14 protein-coding genes are annotated in these 16,685 nt (G+C 64.6%); 6 read left to right on the forward strand and 8 right to left on the reverse strand.

The features are described 5' to 3' along the window. Positions 1 to 4: 4 nt before the first annotated feature. The 4 genes from DK261_RS14770 to DK261_RS14785 all read right to left on the reverse strand — a co-directional run bounded on the left by DK261_RS14770 (position 5) and on the right by DK261_RS14785 (position 3,516). A complete protein-coding gene (locus DK261_RS14770) occupies positions 5 to 559 on the reverse strand; it encodes a tetratricopeptide repeat protein (RefSeq protein ID WP_007927077.1) in 555 nt (184 codons plus the stop codon). A gap of 216 nt (positions 560 to 775) precedes the next feature. Continuing rightward, on the reverse strand, positions 776 to 2,059 hold the full coding sequence (gene hemL / locus DK261_RS14775) for a glutamate-1-semialdehyde 2,1-aminomutase (RefSeq protein WP_009045779.1): 1,284 nt from the start codon (positions 2,057 to 2,059) through the stop codon (positions 776 to 778). 24 nt (positions 2,060 to 2,083) lie between these two features. Beyond that, a complete protein-coding gene (gene thiE / locus DK261_RS14780) occupies positions 2,084 to 2,701 on the reverse strand; it encodes a thiamine phosphate synthase (RefSeq protein ID WP_028683497.1) in 618 nt (205 codons plus the stop codon). Positions 2,702 to 2,718: 17 nt separating this feature from the next. Further along, positions 2,719 to 3,516, reverse strand: a complete 798-nt coding sequence (locus DK261_RS14785) for a hydroxymethylpyrimidine/phosphomethylpyrimidine kinase (RefSeq protein WP_029526837.1) — start codon at positions 3,514 to 3,516, stop codon at positions 2,719 to 2,721. 292 nt (positions 3,517 to 3,808) lie between these two features. On the opposite strand from DK261_RS14785, the gene DK261_RS14790 reads away from it, so the two are divergent. The 4 genes from DK261_RS14790 to DK261_RS14805 all read left to right on the forward strand — a co-directional run bounded on the left by DK261_RS14790 (position 3,809) and on the right by DK261_RS14805 (position 10,242). Beyond that, positions 3,809 to 6,190, forward strand: coding sequence for a hybrid sensor histidine kinase/response regulator (locus tag DK261_RS14790; protein WP_110175893.1), 2,382 nt, complete (start codon positions 3,809 to 3,811; stop codon positions 6,188 to 6,190). A gap of 76 nt (positions 6,191 to 6,266) precedes the next feature. After that, complete coding sequence (locus tag DK261_RS14795) at positions 6,267 to 7,916, forward strand: acyl-CoA dehydrogenase family protein (protein WP_110175894.1); 1,650 nt, start codon at positions 6,267 to 6,269, stop codon at positions 7,914 to 7,916. 141 nt (positions 7,917 to 8,057) lie between these two features. Continuing rightward, positions 8,058 to 9,530 carry an AMP nucleosidase gene (gene amn, locus DK261_RS14800; RefSeq protein WP_162098616.1) on the forward strand — a complete coding sequence of 491 codons (1,473 nt, stop codon included), beginning with the start codon at positions 8,058 to 8,060 and terminating at the stop codon, positions 9,528 to 9,530. A gap of 70 nt (positions 9,531 to 9,600) precedes the next feature. Next, positions 9,601 to 10,242: a pseudouridine synthase gene (locus DK261_RS14805; protein ID WP_009051015.1), complete on the forward strand. Its 642-nt coding sequence runs from the start codon at positions 9,601 to 9,603 to the stop codon at positions 10,240 to 10,242. Here the strand turns inward: DK261_RS14805 and DK261_RS14810 are convergent. Further along, positions 10,237 to 10,446, reverse strand: coding sequence for a DUF2788 domain-containing protein (locus tag DK261_RS14810; protein ID WP_007927060.1), 210 nt, complete (start codon positions 10,444 to 10,446; stop codon positions 10,237 to 10,239). The genes DK261_RS14805 and DK261_RS14810 overlap by 6 nt on opposite strands. Positions 10,447 to 10,667: 221 nt before the next feature. Further along, a complete protein-coding gene (locus DK261_RS14815) occupies positions 10,668 to 11,147 on the reverse strand; it encodes an Lrp/AsnC family transcriptional regulator (RefSeq protein WP_009045772.1) in 480 nt (159 codons plus the stop codon). A gap of 444 nt (positions 11,148 to 11,591) precedes the next feature. Between DK261_RS14815 and DK261_RS14820 the strand changes: the two genes are divergently transcribed. Then, on the forward strand, positions 11,592 to 12,590 hold the full coding sequence (locus DK261_RS14820) for a DUF6515 family protein (protein WP_041987387.1): 999 nt from the start codon (positions 11,592 to 11,594) through the stop codon (positions 12,588 to 12,590). On the opposite strand, the gene DK261_RS14825 is transcribed toward DK261_RS14820, so the two are convergent. Both DK261_RS14825 and DK261_RS14830 read right to left on the reverse strand, forming a co-directional pair. Then, complete coding sequence (locus DK261_RS14825; RefSeq protein ID WP_110175895.1) at positions 12,584 to 13,480, reverse strand: cation diffusion facilitator family transporter; 897 nt, start codon at positions 13,478 to 13,480, stop codon at positions 12,584 to 12,586. The genes DK261_RS14820 and DK261_RS14825 overlap by 7 nt on opposite strands. 31 nt (positions 13,481 to 13,511) lie before the next feature. Further along, on the reverse strand, positions 13,512 to 13,931 hold the full coding sequence (locus tag DK261_RS14830) for a hypothetical protein (RefSeq protein ID WP_038635502.1): 420 nt from the start codon (positions 13,929 to 13,931) through the stop codon (positions 13,512 to 13,514). 117 nt (positions 13,932 to 14,048) lie between these two features. Between DK261_RS14830 and hrpB the strand changes: the two genes are divergently transcribed. After that, a complete protein-coding gene (hrpB, locus tag DK261_RS14835) occupies positions 14,049 to 16,580 on the forward strand; it encodes an ATP-dependent helicase HrpB (RefSeq protein WP_110175896.1) in 2,532 nt (843 codons plus the stop codon). Positions 16,581 to 16,685: the final 105 nt, after the last annotated feature.

The raw sequence follows: 16,685 nt of genomic DNA on the forward strand, positions 1-16,685 counted from the left end.
GTCATCAAGGCAGGGGGGAGAAGGGCGAACGCCCGTCGGCGCTCTGCAGTTCCATCAGGTATTTGCGGAAAATCTGCCCCAGCACCTGGGTGGCGACTTCCAGCTCATCGCGCTGCATGTGCTCGGCCACTTCGTCGGCCGTGTCCAGTGCCTCTTCGGCGCCATTGACCGCCGCCATCTTCAGCACGATATAAGCCTGAACGTTGTTGGCCGGTACGCCTTCGCCACGGAAGAACATGGTGCCGAGCTTGAATTGCGCCTGGGCGTGGCCTTGCAGCGAGGCCTTTTCAAAGTAGCTCAGGGCCTGATTGAGATCGCGCGGGGTATTTTTACCTTCGTAGTAGAACTCGCCCAACTCGTATTGCGCTTGCGCATCCCCTTCGTCAGCCGCCTTCTGGCAGACCGCCAGGGCCTCGGACAGATCCTGTGACTGAGTATTGAGGGTGCAGCGACCCATCGCTGGGATCAACAACGAGTTGCCGCCTGCTTGTGCGTGCGCGAGCAGGGGCTGAAGGAGCAACAGGCAGCCCAGTGCAAGGGCGCGGCCGGTGCGGTTCATGGGAATCGACTTACCTCTGAAGGGCGCGCGGACCCATCGAGGGATCCAATAAGCGCGCATTATGAAATAAGCAGGGCCAACCTTACAAAGTCTTTACTCGTTTTTCTGCTGCGCGGGCGCGATATCCGCCGCTTTCGGGGCTGTTTCGGGAGTTGGGGCGCGAATGCCGCGTAAAACCGGCGCCAGGAAGTGCTGGAGCCGGTTTTACGGGGAGGGTTACTTCAGGGCGGCGAAAGCGCGTTCGGCCGCATCCAGGGTCAGTTTCAGCTCGGCGTCGCCGTGGGCGATCGAGGTGAAGCCGGCTTCGAAGGCACTCGGGGCCAGGTAGACACCGCCTTCGAGCATCAGGTGGAAAAAGCGTTTGAACAGGTTGGCATCGCTGGCCATCACGTCGTCGAAAGTGACGATGTCGTCGGCGCCGCTGAAGTACAGGCCGAACATGCCGCCCGCCTGGGTGGTCACGAACGGGATACCGGCGGCGTCAGCGCGTTGCTGCAGGCCGTCGAGCAGGCGGCTGGTGTAGTCGCTCAGCTCGGCATGGAAGCCCGGGCGGCTGATCAGACGCAGGGTGGTCAGGCCGGCGGCCATGGCCAGCGGGTTGCCCGACAGGGTGCCGGCCTGGTAGACCGGGCCCAGCGGCGCAATGTGTTCCATGATCTTGCGCTTGCCGCCGAAGCAGCCCACTGGCATGCCGCCGCCGATGATCTTGCCGAAGGTCGACAGGTCCGGGGTAACGCCGTAGTGCGCCTGGGCGCCGCCGAGGGCGACGCGGAAACCGGTCATCACTTCGTCGAAGATCAGCACCACGCCGTGCTTGTCGCACAGGCTGCGCAGGCCTTCGAGGAAACCCGGCGCCGGTGGCACGCAGTTCATGTTGCCGGCCACGGGCTCGACGATGATGCAGGCTACTTCCTGGCCGACTTCGGCGAGCATCTTCTCGACCGCGTCGATGTCGTTGAACGGCAAGGTCAAGGTGTGTTTGGCGAAGGCCGCCGGTACGCCGGCCGAGCTAGGCACGCCCTGGGTCAGCGCGCCGGAGCCGGCCTTGACCAGCAGGCTGTCGGAGTGGCCGTGGTAGCAGCCTTCGAACTTGATGATGCTGTCGCGGCCGGTGAAACCACGGGCCAGGCGGATCGCGCTCATGGTCGCTTCGGTGCCGGAGCTGACCATGCGCACCATTTCCATGGACGGCACGATGGAGCAGACTAGATCGGCCATTTCGGTTTCCATGGCGGTCGGGGCGCCGTAGGACAGACCGTGTTCCAGCTGTTTGCGCACCGCGTCCAGCACGTCCGGATGGCTGTGGCCGAGGATCATCGGGCCCCAGGAACCGACGTAGTCCACATAGCGCTTGTCGTCTTCGTCGGTGACGTAGGCGCCTTCGGCGTGCTTGAAGAACAACGGCGTGCCACCCACGCTCTTGAACGCACGCACGGGCGAGTTCACGCCACCGGGGATGTGTTTCTGGGCATTGGCAAACAGGGTTTCGGAACGAGACATGATCGGGCTCTCGGAAATCAGCGGTTAGAAGAGGGCGTTGAAGGCGCGGGCACGGCGGGTCACTTCCTGGGCGCTATCGGCGCCGAACAGGCCATGGACCACGGCCAGCAGGTCGACACCATGGGCGACCAGCGGCGCGGCGTTCTCCAGGGTGACGCCGCCGATCGCGCAGATCGGCAGGTGCAGCCGGGGGCGGGCCTGGTCCAGCAGCTCCAGGTTGGCCGCCGGTGCGCCGGGCTTGGTGTTGGAATTGAAGAAGCGACCGAAAGCGACATAGCTGGCGCCTTCTTTGGCGGCTTGCTCGGCCAGTTCCAGTTGGGCGTGGCAGGTCGAGCCGATGATCGCCTGGCGGCCGAGCAGGGCGCGGGCCGGAGTCAGCGGGCCATCGGTCTGGCCCAGGTGCACGCCGACGCCGATGCGCGCAGCCAGTTCGGCATCGTCGTTGATGATCAGTTGGGTCTTGTAGCGCTCGCACAAGCTGTGCAGGGCTTCGGCTTCGCGCAGGCGGCGGGCTTCGTCGCTGCTCTTGTCGCGGTATTGCAGGAGGGTCACGCCACCGTCGAGCGCCGCCTCCACGTACTGCAGGAATTTGCCGGCCAACAATTGGCTGTCGGTAATGGCATACAGACCACGTAGTTTCATCGAGCGGGCCTCATGGCTTACGAACAGAAGTCCAGCGGCAGGCGGCGCGGTACGAACTGGCCTTGGCCCAGTTGCTCGGCGTCGCGCAGGGTGCGCCAGGTGTAATCGAGGGCCGACTTCACGGCGCTGGCCAGGCTTTCGCCCTGGGCCAAGCGTCCGGCCAGGGCGCTGGCCAGGGTGCAACCGGAACCGTGATAGCTGCCCGGCAGCCGCTGGCAGGTGTAGGTGTGACGACTGCCATCGCGGCTGTACAGGCGATTATGCACTTCATGCTCGTCACCATGACCGCCGGTGATCAGCAGGTGCTTGACGAACGGCAGGAGCTTTTCCGCGCACTGATCCGCGCTGCCTTCGGGCAACTCGGCGAGGATTCGCGCTTCCGGAAGATTCGGGGTGGCGATGGTCGCCAGTGGCAGCAGGCGTTCACGCATGGCGTAGCCGACCTCGTCCTTGCCCAGGCGACCACCGCCGCCAGCGCGCAACACCGGGTCGCAGACCATCGGCAGATGCGGGTGCGCCTGCAACAGCTCGACCACGGTGTCGACCATTTCCAGTGAGCCAAGCATGCCCAACTTGACCGCGGCGACCACGGAGTCGTTGAGCACGGCGTTGGCCTGGGCTAACACCCACTCGCGATCCAGTACACGGAAGTCGCTGACGTTGACCGTATCCTGCACGGTCAGCGCGGTCACAGCGGGAGCTGCATGGCAACCCTGGGCGAGCAGGGCTTCGATATCTGCCTGCAGGCCGGCGCCACCACTGGGGTCGTGGCCGGAGAGACAGAGGACAACGGGACGAGAGCTGTAGATATTCATGGTGCGCGAGCTTACCACCAAACGTCTTTTTTGCACGGCTCCTCGCGTGTCGGCCGGGGCTGGATTTTCCACCTTGCCGACAAGTTGACCGAGGCAACAGCTCTAGATCAACGGATAGCGCTGAAACGCCCGTTCTAGAGCCTTTAAACTAAAATTTTTCATGGTGTTCTTTGGCCACCAACGGCTATGCTAGAGTGGATCCAAACCAATAACAGGTCATGCCGGTTTCACGTCTACTCAAAGGGAAATGGGGGGCTTCCTGACACCACCGGACAGGCCACGCTGGGGCTTTATGCGCTATTTGCTGATGTTGCTGTTGAGCTTGCCGATGCTGGCTGGCGCGGTCGAGTTCGACGAGTTCACCCAGAGCCTGCCCTTGGGTCGGGTGATGCAAGTGTTTGAAGACGCGAGTGGTCAGGCAACGATCGCGGATGTCAGTTCACCGGCCATGGCCGGCAGTTTCAAAGCCCATGACAAGCCCACCCTCAACGCCGGTTACTCCCGCTCGGCATTCTGGCTGAAAATCGACCTCGGCTACCGTCCCGCCAACCCCTCCATACGACACACCTGGCTGCTGGAACTGGCCTATCCGCCGCTCGATCATCTGGAGCTGTATCTGCCCGATGAGGCCGGTGGCTACCGCCTGGCCCAGCGTACCGGCGATGCCTTGCCGTTCGACAGCCGGCAGATCCGCCAGAACAATTACCTGTTCGACCTGAGTTTTGCGCCCTACGAGCAAAAGATCCTGTTCCTGCGCCTGCAGAGCCAGGGCTCGGTCCAGGCGCCGGTGACGCTCTGGTCCAGCACGGCGTACCTGGAAGCGCAGCCGGTGCGCCTGTATGTGCTCGGCCTGATCTACGGCGTGCTGCTGGGGATGCTGGTCTACAACCTGTTCATTTACCTGAGCGTGCGCGACACCAGTTACCTCTATTACATCCTCTACATCGCCTCGTTCGGGCTGTACCAGGTGTCGGTGAACGGCGCCGCGGTGGAGTACTTCTGGCCGGACAACCCGTGGTGGGCCAACGCGGCGACGCCATTCTTCATTGGCGCGGCGGCCCTGTTCGGTAGCCTGTTCGCCCGCAGCTTCCTGCAGACCGCCCGCCACAGCCGCTGGGTCGATCGCCTGCTGCTGGTGCTGATCCTGTGCAGCGCCGTGGTGGTTGCCCTGTCGCTGATGACCAGCTACGCCCTGGCGTTGCGCCTGGCCACGGCCCTGGCGCTGATCTTTACCGTGGTGATCTTCGTCTCCGGCATCGTCGCCTGGTGCCGCGGCATGCGCGTGGCGCGCTACTTCATCATCGCCTGGTCGGCGTTCCTGGTGGGCGGGATCATCAATACTCTGATGGTGCTGGGCTATCTGCCGAATATGTTCCTGACCATGTATTCCAGCCAGATCGGTTCGGCCATCGAAGTGGCGCTGTTGTCACTGGCCCTGGCCGACCGCATCAATTCGATGCGCGAACAGCAGGCCCAGACCCTGTTCGATGCCGGGCAGAAGCTCGAAGTGCTCAACCAGCAGCTGGCCCACAGCAACCGGCTCAAGGATGAATTCCTCGCCACCCTGACCCACGAACTGCGCACGCCGATGAATGGCGTGATCGGTTCCCTGGAGCTGATGCAGACCGTCGATCTCGACCCGGAGCTGGAGCAGTACCAGCAGACCGCCGCCGGTTCGGCCCGGGACATGATGCGCATGGTCAACGGCATCCTGACCCTGACCGAGCTGCAGGCCGGCAAGCTCAGCGCCCAGCGTGAGACCTTCAGCCTGCGTTCGCTGCTCGATGCCTTGCGGGGCCAGTTTTGCGCCAATGCCTCGGCCAAGGGATTGGGCTTCGATGTCGACCTGGCCGCCGGGCTGCCTGACCGGCTTTTAGGCGATCGCGGCAAGTTGAGCCAGTGCCTGGAGTGCCTGTTGGACAATGCCATCAAGTTCACCCGGGTGGGCGGCCTGGTCCTGCGAGTGACCGGCAAGCCGACGGCGCCGGGACGGCTGGCGATGACCTTCGCGGTGATCGACACCGGCATCGGTTTCGTCAATCTCGATGAGGCTTCGCTGTATCAGCGTTTCTTCCAGCTCGATGGTTCGATGACCCGCGAATATGGCGGGCTGGGCGTGGGGCTGGCGATCTGTCGGCAACTGGTGGATCTGTTGGGTGGCCATCTGACCCATGAATCGGAGCCGGGGCGCGGCAGCTGTTTCCGCCTGGAGGTGACCTTTGATCTGGACGGCGAACAGCCGATGGCGTCCCAGCCGGCCTTGCGGGTCCGCTCCGTCCGGCGCCTGCCGCAGGATTGCAGCGTGCTGCTGGTGGACGACAACAGCATCAATCAGCTGGTGATCCGCGGCATGCTGCTCAAGCTGGGGTATCAGGTGCGCACGGCGGAGAATGCTCGCGGGGCGTTGGCGTTGCTGCGCCGAGAGTCGGTGGATGCGGTGCTGCTCGATTGCCAGATCGAGCAGGCCGAGGCGCTCAAACTGTGCGACCAGGTGCATGGCATGCCGGGTTGCGCCGGGTTGCCGGTGCTGCTGGTGTCGGCCTCGGCACATGGCCTGGAGGCTGAGCGCTGCCTGCTCGATTACCTCTCCTGGCCGGTGAAATTCGAAGAGTTGCAAAGCGTTCTGGCGCGTCGTGTGCTGGCTCCGGAACAGGGCGAAAGCGCCGGTATTTAGGCGGGTATGCCACTTTGTTCGTCGGGGAGGGGGTGCTTAACTGAGGTTCTGGCACACCCCTCAAGGAGCCCCCGAGATGAACCTGCACCAGTTCGCCGAGACCCACGAAGTCACCAACCAGCCACCTTCCCTGGACGGTACCAACCTCTATCGAATCGATCTGCCGTTGCAGGAGTGGGCACGGCGTTTTGGCGCCGGCTGGGCCGAATCGCGGATTGACGCCTATGGTGCCCTGGCCGGTGGGCCGCTGATGGAAGCGGGGTTCCTGGCCAACCAGAACAAACCGGTGTTCACCAGCCATGACCGGTATGGGCATCGCCTCGACCTGGTGGAGTTTCACCCGGCGTATCACGAGCTGATGCGTACCGCCATCGAGCACGGCCTGACGTCCTTGCCCTGGACTCATCCGCAGTCTGGGGCGCATGTCGCCCGCGCCGCCATGTCCTATCTGCACAGTCAGGCCGAAGCCGGCAGCGGTTGTCCGCTGACCATGACCTTCGCCTGTGTGCCGGCGCTGAAGCTGCAGCCGGACCTCGCCGAGCAATGGCTGCCGAAAGTGCTCGCCACCGAATATGACCCGCGCAATATCGGCATGGCCCACAAGGCCGGCGTCACCATCGGCATGGCGATGACCGAGAAACAGGGCGGCACCGATGTGCGCGCCAACACCACCAAGGCATATCCGGTGGGCGCTACGGGGCCGGGGCAGGCCTATGAACTGGTGGGCCACAAGTGGTTCTGCTCGGCGCCGATGTGCGACGCCTTCCTGACCCTGGCCCAGACCGAAAAAGGCCTGACCTGCTTCCTGTTGCCTCGCCACCGTCCGGACGACAGCCGCAACCAGTTCTATATCCAGCGCCTGAAAAACAAGCTCGGCAACTGCTCCAATGCCTCCAGCGAAGTGGAGTTCCGCGGGGCTCTGGCGTGGATGGTCGGGGAAGAGGGGCGCGGTGTGCCGACCATCATCGAGATGGTGGCCATGACTCGCTTCGATTGCATGGTCGGTTCCAGCTCGCTGATGCGCCAGGCCCTGACCCAGGCCAGCCATCACTGCGCCCATCGGCTGGTGGGCGGGCGGGTGCTCAGCGAGCAGCCCTTGATGCAGAACGTGCTGGCCGACCTGGCGCTGGAAAGCGAGGCGGCGTTGGCCTTGAGCCTGCGTATGGGTCGCGCGCTGGACAATCTGGATGACCCGCAAGAAGCAATGTTCTCGCGACTGGTGACCGCGGTGGGCAAATACTGGATCTGCAAGCGGGCCCCGGCAATGATCAACGAGGCCGCCGAGTGCATGGGCGGCGCCGGTTATGTCGAGGAGAGCATCCTGCCGCGGCTGTACCGCGAAGCGCCGGTCAACTCGACCTGGGAAGGCTCCGGCAACGTGCAGTGCCTGGACGTGCTGCGCGCCTTGTCCAAGGAGCCGGGTGTGCTCGATGCCTTGTTCGCCGAGCTGGGCGACGGCCATGGCGACAGGCGCCTGGCCGCGCATATCGCCAACCTGAAAGGCGCCTTCCAGGACACCGACGACATTCAGTACCGCGCCCGCCAACTGACCGAGGACATCGCCCTGGGCCTGCAGGCCAAGCTGTTGCTGGAAGCCGGCAACGCGGTGGTCAGCGATGCCTTTATTGCCAGTCGCCTGGGTTCGGGAGGAAGGGTCTACGGCACCTTGCCGCGGGGGCTGGATGTCGAGGCGATAGTCGCGCGCTCGACCCCGACAGGCCTCTAATCGATCTGTAGGCGAGAGGGCGCCCCCGGTTCTTGTTCGCGCCGAGGGTCGCGAGCAAGAACCTGACGGCCCGGGCGATTCCACTGTTCCCGTGAGACGGCGTTGCAGGCAAGATGAAGGCCTGCAAGATCAGAACACAGGATGCTTACCGTGACCGAAGCTTTTATTGTCGTTCAAACCGCCGAGCAAGCCGTGGACCGGCTTGCCGCTTTGCATGAGCGGGCCACCACGTCGCTGAGCCAGGCGCTCAAGCGTTACCTCAAGGACCGCGTCGAACCCGACGCCGAACAGCGCGCCCTGTTTCGTTACCCGCAATTGCGCCTGACCTATCACTGCCAGGGCGAAGTCCCGCAGACCACCCGGGCCTACGCCAAGGTCCAGTTGCCGGGCACCTACAGCGTCACGGTCACCCATCCCGCCGCCTTCCGTAAGTACCTGCTGGAGCAGTTGGTGCCACTGATGCACGACTTCACCGTGACCGTGGAAGTGGGCGTCAGCGAGCAGAACATCCCGTATCCGTACGTGGTCGAGCAGGGCGATGAACTGGCTGGTTCCGGCGTTACTGCCGCGGTGCTGGCGCGGGTGTTCCCCAGCACCGACCTGTCCGCCGCCACCGATGGCATCGCCGACGGGCTGTACGATTGGGAAAACACCAATCCGCTGCCCCTGGCGCTGTTCGATGCCGCACGGGTGGATTTCTCCCTGCGCCGCCTGGTGCACTACACCGGCAGCGACTGGCGCCATGTGCAGCCATGGATCCTGCTGACCAACTACCACCGTTATGTCGACCAGTTCATCACCCACGGTCTTGAACAGCTGCGCAGCGATCCGCGGTTCGTGCGCATGGTCCTGCCGGGCAATGTGATCATCGAGAAGGGCATGGACCACGGCGAGGCCTCATCGATCGCCGCCGGGGTGGTCTGGCACCGCTACCAGATGCCGGCTTATCACCTGCTGGCCAGCGACGGCCACGGCGTGACCCTGGTGAACATCGGCGTCGGCCCGTCCAATGCCAAGAACATCACCGACCACCTGGCGGTATTGCGTCCGCATTGCTGGCTGATGATCGGCCACTGCGGCGGCCTGCGGCAGTCGCAGACCATCGGCGACTACGTGCTGGCCCACGCCTACATGCGTCGCGACGGCATTCTCGATCGCGTGGTGCCGCCGAATATCCCGATTCCGGCCCTGGCCGAAGTGCAGCTGGCCTTGCAGCAGGCCGCCGCCAACGTCACCGGCGAGAAGGGCGACGACCTGAAAAAACGCCTGCGTACCGGTACCGTGCTGACCTACGACGACCGCAACTGGGAGTTGCGCTGGGCCCAGGAGCGTCCGCTGATCAACCTGTCCCGCGCCGTGGCGGTGGACATGGAAAGCGGCACCATCGCCGCCCAGGGTTATCGCCTGCGGGTGCCGTACGGCACGTTGCTCTGCGTCTCGGACAAGCCGCTGCACAGCGAAATCAAGCTGCCGGGTTCGGCCAACGCCTTTTATGAGCGCGCGGTCAGCCAGCACCTGAAGATCGGTATCGCCGCGGTGGACCTGCTGCGTACCGAGCTCAATTCGCTGCACTCGCGCAAGCTGCGCAGCTTCGACGAGCCGCCGTTCCGCTGATCGCGGGATGGTCATTTAACGGTCGGGCCACTAGCATGGTCGGCCCTGACCGTTAGATGTTCTGTCCGCCATGTCTCGTCCTCCGCGTCCCGCTTCCCGCCGCCCTGGCGTGAAGAGTCCTTCGTCTTCCTCCGCGCCACGCCGTGTTGCCAAAGCGCCACCGGCCGAGCCGAAGCTGATCCTGTTCAACAAACCCTTCGATGTGCTGACCCAGTTCAGCGACGGCGAAGGGCGGGCGACCCTCAAGGACTTCATCGCGATACCCGGCATCTACCCGGCCGGCCGCCTGGACCGCGACAGCGAAGGCTTGCTGCTGCTGACCAACGACGGCCAGTTGCAGGCGCGCATCGCCGATCCCAAGCACAAGCTGGCCAAGACCTATTGGGTGCAGGTGGAAGGCGAGCCCACGGCCGAGCAATTGCAGCGTCTGCGCGATGGCGTGGAATTGAATGACGGCATGACCCTGCCGGCCGAAGCCCGGCAGCTGGAGGAACCGCAGCTGTGGCCGCGCAACCCGCCGGTACGCTTTCGCAAGAGCGTGCCCACCAGCTGGCTGGAGTTGATCATTCGTGAAGGGCGCAATCGCCAAGTGCGGCGCATGACGGCTGCCGTGGGTTTGCCGACATTGCGCCTGGTGCGGGTCAGGATCGGCGACTGGACGATCGAGGGGCTCGATCAGGGCCAGTGGAAGGAGGTTCCGGCGCGTTTATAAGGCGCCGGATTCGATCAGGCCGATCACCACGCTCTTGATGATGAACGCGGCCACGCCCAGGCCCAGGACGAAGAACAGGATGAACGAGCCGAAGCGTCCGGCCTTGGACTTCTTCGCCAGATCCCAGACGATGAAGGCCATGAAAATGATCAGGATGGTTACCAGGCCGGTCATCATCCATTCTTCGAATACTGCAGGATCCATCGAATATCTCCAGCACAGGCAAGGCTAAAAGGCGCGGGCGAGTATACGCCAAGGGGCCGCGGCCGGGCATTGATCCAGGTGCGCTTCGTCGTCACACCGTGGGGGCTTTTGTAGGAGCGAAGCTTGCTCGCGATAGCGATCTCTGGGTTCAGGTGATGTGTAGCCAGGAACATTTATCGCGAGCAAGAACTGGGCATCCCCCTTGCTCCTACAGATACAGATCAGTTGCGCAGGTGGGTCAGCGGCAATTCGGTGCTGTTGAGCACCTGGTTGAGCACGAAGCTGGAGCGCACGCTGGTCACGCCTTCGATGCGGGTCAGATGGCCCAGCAGCAGTTTCTGGTAGTGGTCCATGTCCGGCACCACCACCTTGAGCTGGTAGTCAGCGTCCATCCCGGTCACCAGGCTGCACTCGAGGACCTGCGGCAGGCTGCGGATCGCCGCCTCGAAGTTCTCGAAACGCTCGGGGGTGTGGCGGTCCATGCCGATCAGCACGTAGGCGGTCAGGCTCAGGCCGAGCATCTTGCGGTCCAGCAGGGCGACCTGGCGGGAAATGTAGCCGTCGTCTTCCAGTTGCTTGACCCGACGCGAACACGGCGAAGGCGACAGGCCGATACGTTCGGCCAGTTCCTGATTGGAGATGCGGGCGTCGCGCTGCAATTCCGCCAAAATGCTGAGGTCGTATCGGTCGAGTTTGCTCATGGATCAGGCCTTTGTCATAACTATTGCGCAATATTATCTATCCTGAGTTAAAAATTGCGCAAGTCATGTTTATTAGAGCAATCTTCGCAATCCTCTGCCGGCGCGCCAGGCCTATTCTTATCACCAGAATCACTGCCCGGACATAGAGTCCACTGCGGCCCGCCGAATCAGGCCTGCCGCGGCCGCCAATCCCACAGGGTTGAGCCGGCCCCCGGGCTACACACTGTCCAGAAGACGGCGTGAGGTGAGCCGGCGTCATAAGCGCCGAGCACGGACGAAATTCTCAAAGGGGGGCCGACGGGTCCCTCTTTTTTATTGCCTGCGCGCCAGGAAATATCCCGTGGCGCCCTCAATAAATAAGTGTTGCGACTGATAACCTGTGGCAGAACCGGCCTGGGCTTTTCCAGTCTTATCTACAGGCCCCTATCCGTAGTGAGGAATAGCATGAAATCGCGCATCTGGCGTTTGGCAGGTGTTGGTTTGCTCTGTGTGGGCGTCAGTGCGCAGGGGCTTGCCGATGACCGCAATGACGGCCGTGGCTGGTCCAATGGCGGCCAGCGCAGCAACGACGGCTATCCGGGCAACGGCCAGGGGCGAGGCGAAAGCCATCAGTCGCGCCAGCAGACTGAAATCATTCGCGGCGACAACAGCCAGCAGTTCGAGCGCAACGTCGAGAACGGGCGCTGGCAGAACCACGGGCCGAATGATCAAGGGCGGGGACGACTGGCACAGCCATCCGCCAACCTGCCGATCCAGGGCCGCCCCGATACCGTCCGCCAGACCCAGGAACCGCGCCAGGGTTATTACCAGGACATCCCGCGCCGTAACGACTACAACCCGCATTGGCAGACCGGCGGACCGGGCTCGCGTCCTTACGACTATCGCTGGCCGGGCCGTCCGGAGGGGCGTGGCAATGGCTGGGGGCCAGGTCCGCAATATCGGCCGGGTTATGTGATCGATCGCTTCCCGGACCGGCATTACCGCGTTCCTTATCGCGGCCGGGACTATTACTTCTCCGGTGGCTATTGGTACCGCCCGCAAGGCCCACGGTATGTGGTGGTGCACCCACCCTACGGGATCCGTGTGGCCTACCTGCCGGACTACGCGCGGGAAGTGTGGATCGGCAGCGCGCTGTTCTTCCTGGCCGCGGGTGCCTACTACAGCTACGAGGCCAGTACCCAGCAGTACGTGGTGGTCGAGCCGCCTGCGGCCAGCCCGCCACCGCAGGCCGGCAATGATTACAACGTGCTGGCCTACCCGGTCAGGGGGCAGAGCCCGCAGCAGATCAATCAGGATCGCTACGACTGTTATCGCTGGGCGGTGCAGCAGAGTGGCTTCGATCCGGCGGCGATGACCTATCCTCCGGCGCCGGAAGTGGTCCAGACCTACCGCCAGGCCCAGGGTGGTTGCCTGAGCTCGCGCGGCTATCAGGTGACTTACTGAGCCCGGGCGGCCTGCACCACTTCCTGCGGGTCGGCGTGCACCAGCACCTCGGCCCGCGGATAGGCCGCATGGATCGCCTCGGCGGCCTGATCGCTGATGCCGTGGGCCACCGACAGGGTCAGCTCCCCGGGTAATTCCAGGTGTAGTTGCACGAACCAGTGGTTGCCGGAAATCCGCGTGCGCAGATCATGGACGCCGAGTACCCCGGGCACCGCGCACACCAGTTCCAGCATGTGCTGGCTGACCTCGGGCGGCAGCTCCTCGTCCATCAGCACCGCTACGCTTTCGCGGGCGATCTGGATCGCGCTCCACAGGATGTAGACGGCAATCGCCAGGCCGAACCAGGCGTCCAGTTGCTGCCAGCCGAAACTGGCCAGCACCAGCGCCAGCAGGATGCTGCCGTTGAGCAGCAGGTCGGAGCGATAGTGCAGCGAATCGGCACGCACCGCCGTGGAGCCGGTTTCGCGGATCACCCGGTGTTGCACCATCAGCAATGCAACGGTCAGCGCCAGGGACAGCAGCATCACGCCGATACCGACCCACGGAGCGCCCAGCGGTTCCGGGTTCTGCAGGCGCTCGACGGCCTGTACCCCGATCAGCACCGCGCTCACCGCGATGAACAGCGCCTGGGCCATGCCCGACAAGGACTCGGCCTTGCCATGGCCGTAGCGGTGATCGGCGTCGGCCGGGCGCAGGGCGTAATGCACGGCCAGCAGGTTGAGGAACGACGCGGCGCCATCGAGCAGCGAGTCGGTGAGGCCTGCCAGCAGGCTGACCGAGCCGCTCAGCCACCAGGCGATGGCCTTGGCCACGATCAGGATACTGGCCACCGCCAGCGAGGCGCGGGTCGCCAGGCGCAACAGGCGCGCGTGTTCCGGGTTACTGCTCATACAAGGCTTGTTCCTTCAAGAAACGCGAGGGTCAGGCTGCCGGTTGCAGACCGTACAGGGCCAGCTGCTGCGCGCTGCCCTTGTGCTGGATCAGGCGTGGATCGTCCAGCGGGAAGCTGCGGCCCAGCTCGCTTTCGAGGATAGCCTGCAACTTGTGGTTATCGACCTGGCCGTCGGCGCCTATGGCTTGCTGCAGCTTGTGCGGGTCGATCTGCGCGGTCTTGCCCGGTTCCAGGTAGATGGCGCCGGTGGCGAAGTCGACGCCAAAGGCGATCAGCCCCGGGATCACATAAAACAGTAGGCCCACGGCGTCGAGCACGGCTACCAGCGGGTCGATCTTGCCGTCGATCTGGCCGCGCCGGTCGGGGAAGAAGATCGAGCCGCAGGCGGTGAGCTGAGTCAGCAGGGTGGCAACCAGGACGCCGCCGATGATGCGGAAAGGAATACGCATGTAAATCTCCTGAACAGACACGAAAGAGCAAGGCTGAAGCGTTGCCGGTATGAATTCAGACCGTGATTAACGCCAGGCAGTTCGCCGTTATACTCGCGCCTCTGTTTGGGAGCCAGTATGAATTCTTTGCCAATTGATGAAGTTTTACCTGCCCTGCGTGAAGCCCTGGCGACACGCCACGAGGCCGTGCTCGAAGCACCGCCCGGCGCCGGTAAGACCACCCGCGTGCCTTTGGCCCTGTTGAACGAACCCTGGCTGGCCGGACAACGCATTCTCATGCTCGAACCACGGCGCCTGGCGGCGCGGGCGGCGGCCGAACGGCTGGCCAGCGAACTGGGGGAAAAGGTCGGTGAAACCGTGGGCTACCGCATTCGCCTCGACAGCAAGGTCGGTCCGAACACCCGCATCGAGGTGGTCACCGAGGGGATCCTGACTCGCCGCCTGCAGGACGATCCGGCGCTGGAAGGCGTCGGCCTGCTGATCTTCGACGAATTCCACGAGCGCAGCCTCGACGCCGACCTGGCCCTGGCCTTGAGCCTCAATGGCCGTGATCTGTTCCGTGACGAGCAGCCGCTGAAAATCCTCCTGATGTCGGCGACCCTGGAAGGCGAGCGCCTGGCCGGGCTGCTGGACGACGCGCCGATCCTGCGCAGCGAAGGCCGCATGTTCCCGGTCGATGTGCGCTGGGGGCGGCCTTTCCAGCCGGGCGAGTTCATCGAGCCGCGGCTGGTGCAGACCATCCTTGAAGCGTTGAACGATGAAAGCGGCAGCGTCCTGGTGTTCCTGCCGGGGCAGGCCGAGATCCGCCGGGTGCATCAGCAGTTGGCCGATGCCGTGGGCGAGCGCCCGGAGATCCTGCTCTGTCCGCTGCACGGCGAGCTGGACCTGGCGGCGCAGCGCGCGGCCATCGAACCGGCTCCGCCCGGCAAGCGCAAAGTGGTGCTGGCGACCAATATCGCCGAGACCAGCCTGACCATCGACGGCGTGCGCGTGGTGGTCGATGCCGGGCTGGCGCGGGTGCCGCGTTTCGACCCGGGCAGTGGCATGACCCGTCTCGACACCCAGCGTATTTCCCGGGCCAGCGCCACCCAGCGCGCCGGTCGGGCCGGGCGTCTGGAACCGGGCGTGTGTTATCGCCTGTGGTCCCAGGACCAGCACGAACAGCTGGCGGCCTATGGCAGTGCGGAAATCCTCCAGGCGGACCTGGCGGGCCTGGCCCTGCAATTGGCGCGCTGGGGGGTGACGCCAGCGCAACTGGTGTGGCTGGATGTGCCGCCCGGCGCGGCTTATGCCCAGGCCCAGGATCTGCTCGAGCGCCTCGGCGCCCTGACCGCCAAAGCCGGCGAGGACTGGAAGCTGACAGCCCATGGCCAGGCGATGGCCGAGTTGCCGGCCCATCCGCGTATTGCCCATCTGCTGTTGCGCGGCCAGGCCCTGGGGCTGGCGAACATGGCCTGCGACGTCGCCGCCTTGCTCGGCGAGCGCGACATCCTGCGCGGCGGCGGTGCCGACCTGCATAGCCGTCTGGTGCTGCTGTCCGGCGAAGAGCGCGCGGCCCGCGGCGCCCAGGGCGGCGTACAGCGGGCTCGGCAACTGGCCCGGCAGTACCGCGGTTATCTGCGTGGGCAGCCGAGCCAGGCGGTGGCGGACCCGGACCATCCGCGCTGGCTGGGCGCCTTGCTGGCGCTGGCCTATCCGGATCGGGTCGCCCAGCAACGCCGTCCTGGCGGTGCCGAGTACCGGCTGGCCAACGGCCGCGCGGCATTGTTCAGCGAAACCGACAGCCTGATGAAGCAACCCTGGCTGGTGATCGCCGACCTGGGCAGTCGCCAGGGGCAGCGGGAAGAGCGCATCTACCTGGCGGCGGATTTCGATCCGACGCTGTTCGACTCGGTCCTGGCCGAGCAGGTGCGCAGCGTCGACCAGCTTGATTGGGACGAGCGCGAAGGCGTGTTGCGTGCCGAGCGCCAGCGCAAGGTCGGCGAACTGGTGCTCAGCCGTGAGCCGCTGACCGGGCTGGACGAGGCGGCGCGGTGCCAGGCCCTGGTCAATCTGGTGCGGCGCAAGGGCCTGGAACTGTTGCCCTGGACCCCGGAGCTGCGCCAGTGGCAGGCGCGGGTGGCCTTGTTGCGCCAGCTCGATCTAGAGGCCAAGGGCGAAAGCCAGTGGCCGGACGTCAGCGACGCGGCCTTGCTCAAGAGCCTGGAGAGCTGGCTGTTGCCGTACCTGGGCAAGGTTTCGCGCCTCAGCCACTTCGCCAACCTGGAGCTGGCCAGCATTGTCCACAACCTGCTGCCATGGCCATTGCCACAGCGCCTGGACGAGCTGGCGCCGCACCACCTGACGGTGCCGTCCGGCTCGTCGATCCGCCTCGACTACAGCGAGCAGCCACCGATTCTCGCGGTGCGTTTGCAGGAGCTGTTCGGCCTGGCGGAAACACCACGGATCGCCGGTGGCCGGCAGGTGGTCAAGCTGCACCTGCTGTCCCCGGCGCGGCGGCCGGTGCAGGTCACCCAGGACCTGGCGAACTTCTGGCGCAGCACCTACGCCGAGGTGAAGAAGGACCTCAAGGGCCGCTACCCGAAACACTACTGGCCGGATGACCCGCTGGTGGCCGAGGCCACGGCCCGCGCCAAACCGCGTAAGTAACCTACCGTGTAGCCGCTGCCGCAGGCTGCGATAAGGCCGAAGGCCTTCAGCGGTCTCAAGATCCTGCACCCGCGTTGTCGGAATGCCGCCCAGGTCGATCGCAGC

The sequence above is a fragment of the Pseudomonas sp. RW409 genome (genome assembly GCF_003184125.1).
GTDB classification, from domain to species: Bacteria; Pseudomonadota; Gammaproteobacteria; order Pseudomonadales; family Pseudomonadaceae; genus Aquipseudomonas; species Aquipseudomonas chlororaphis_I.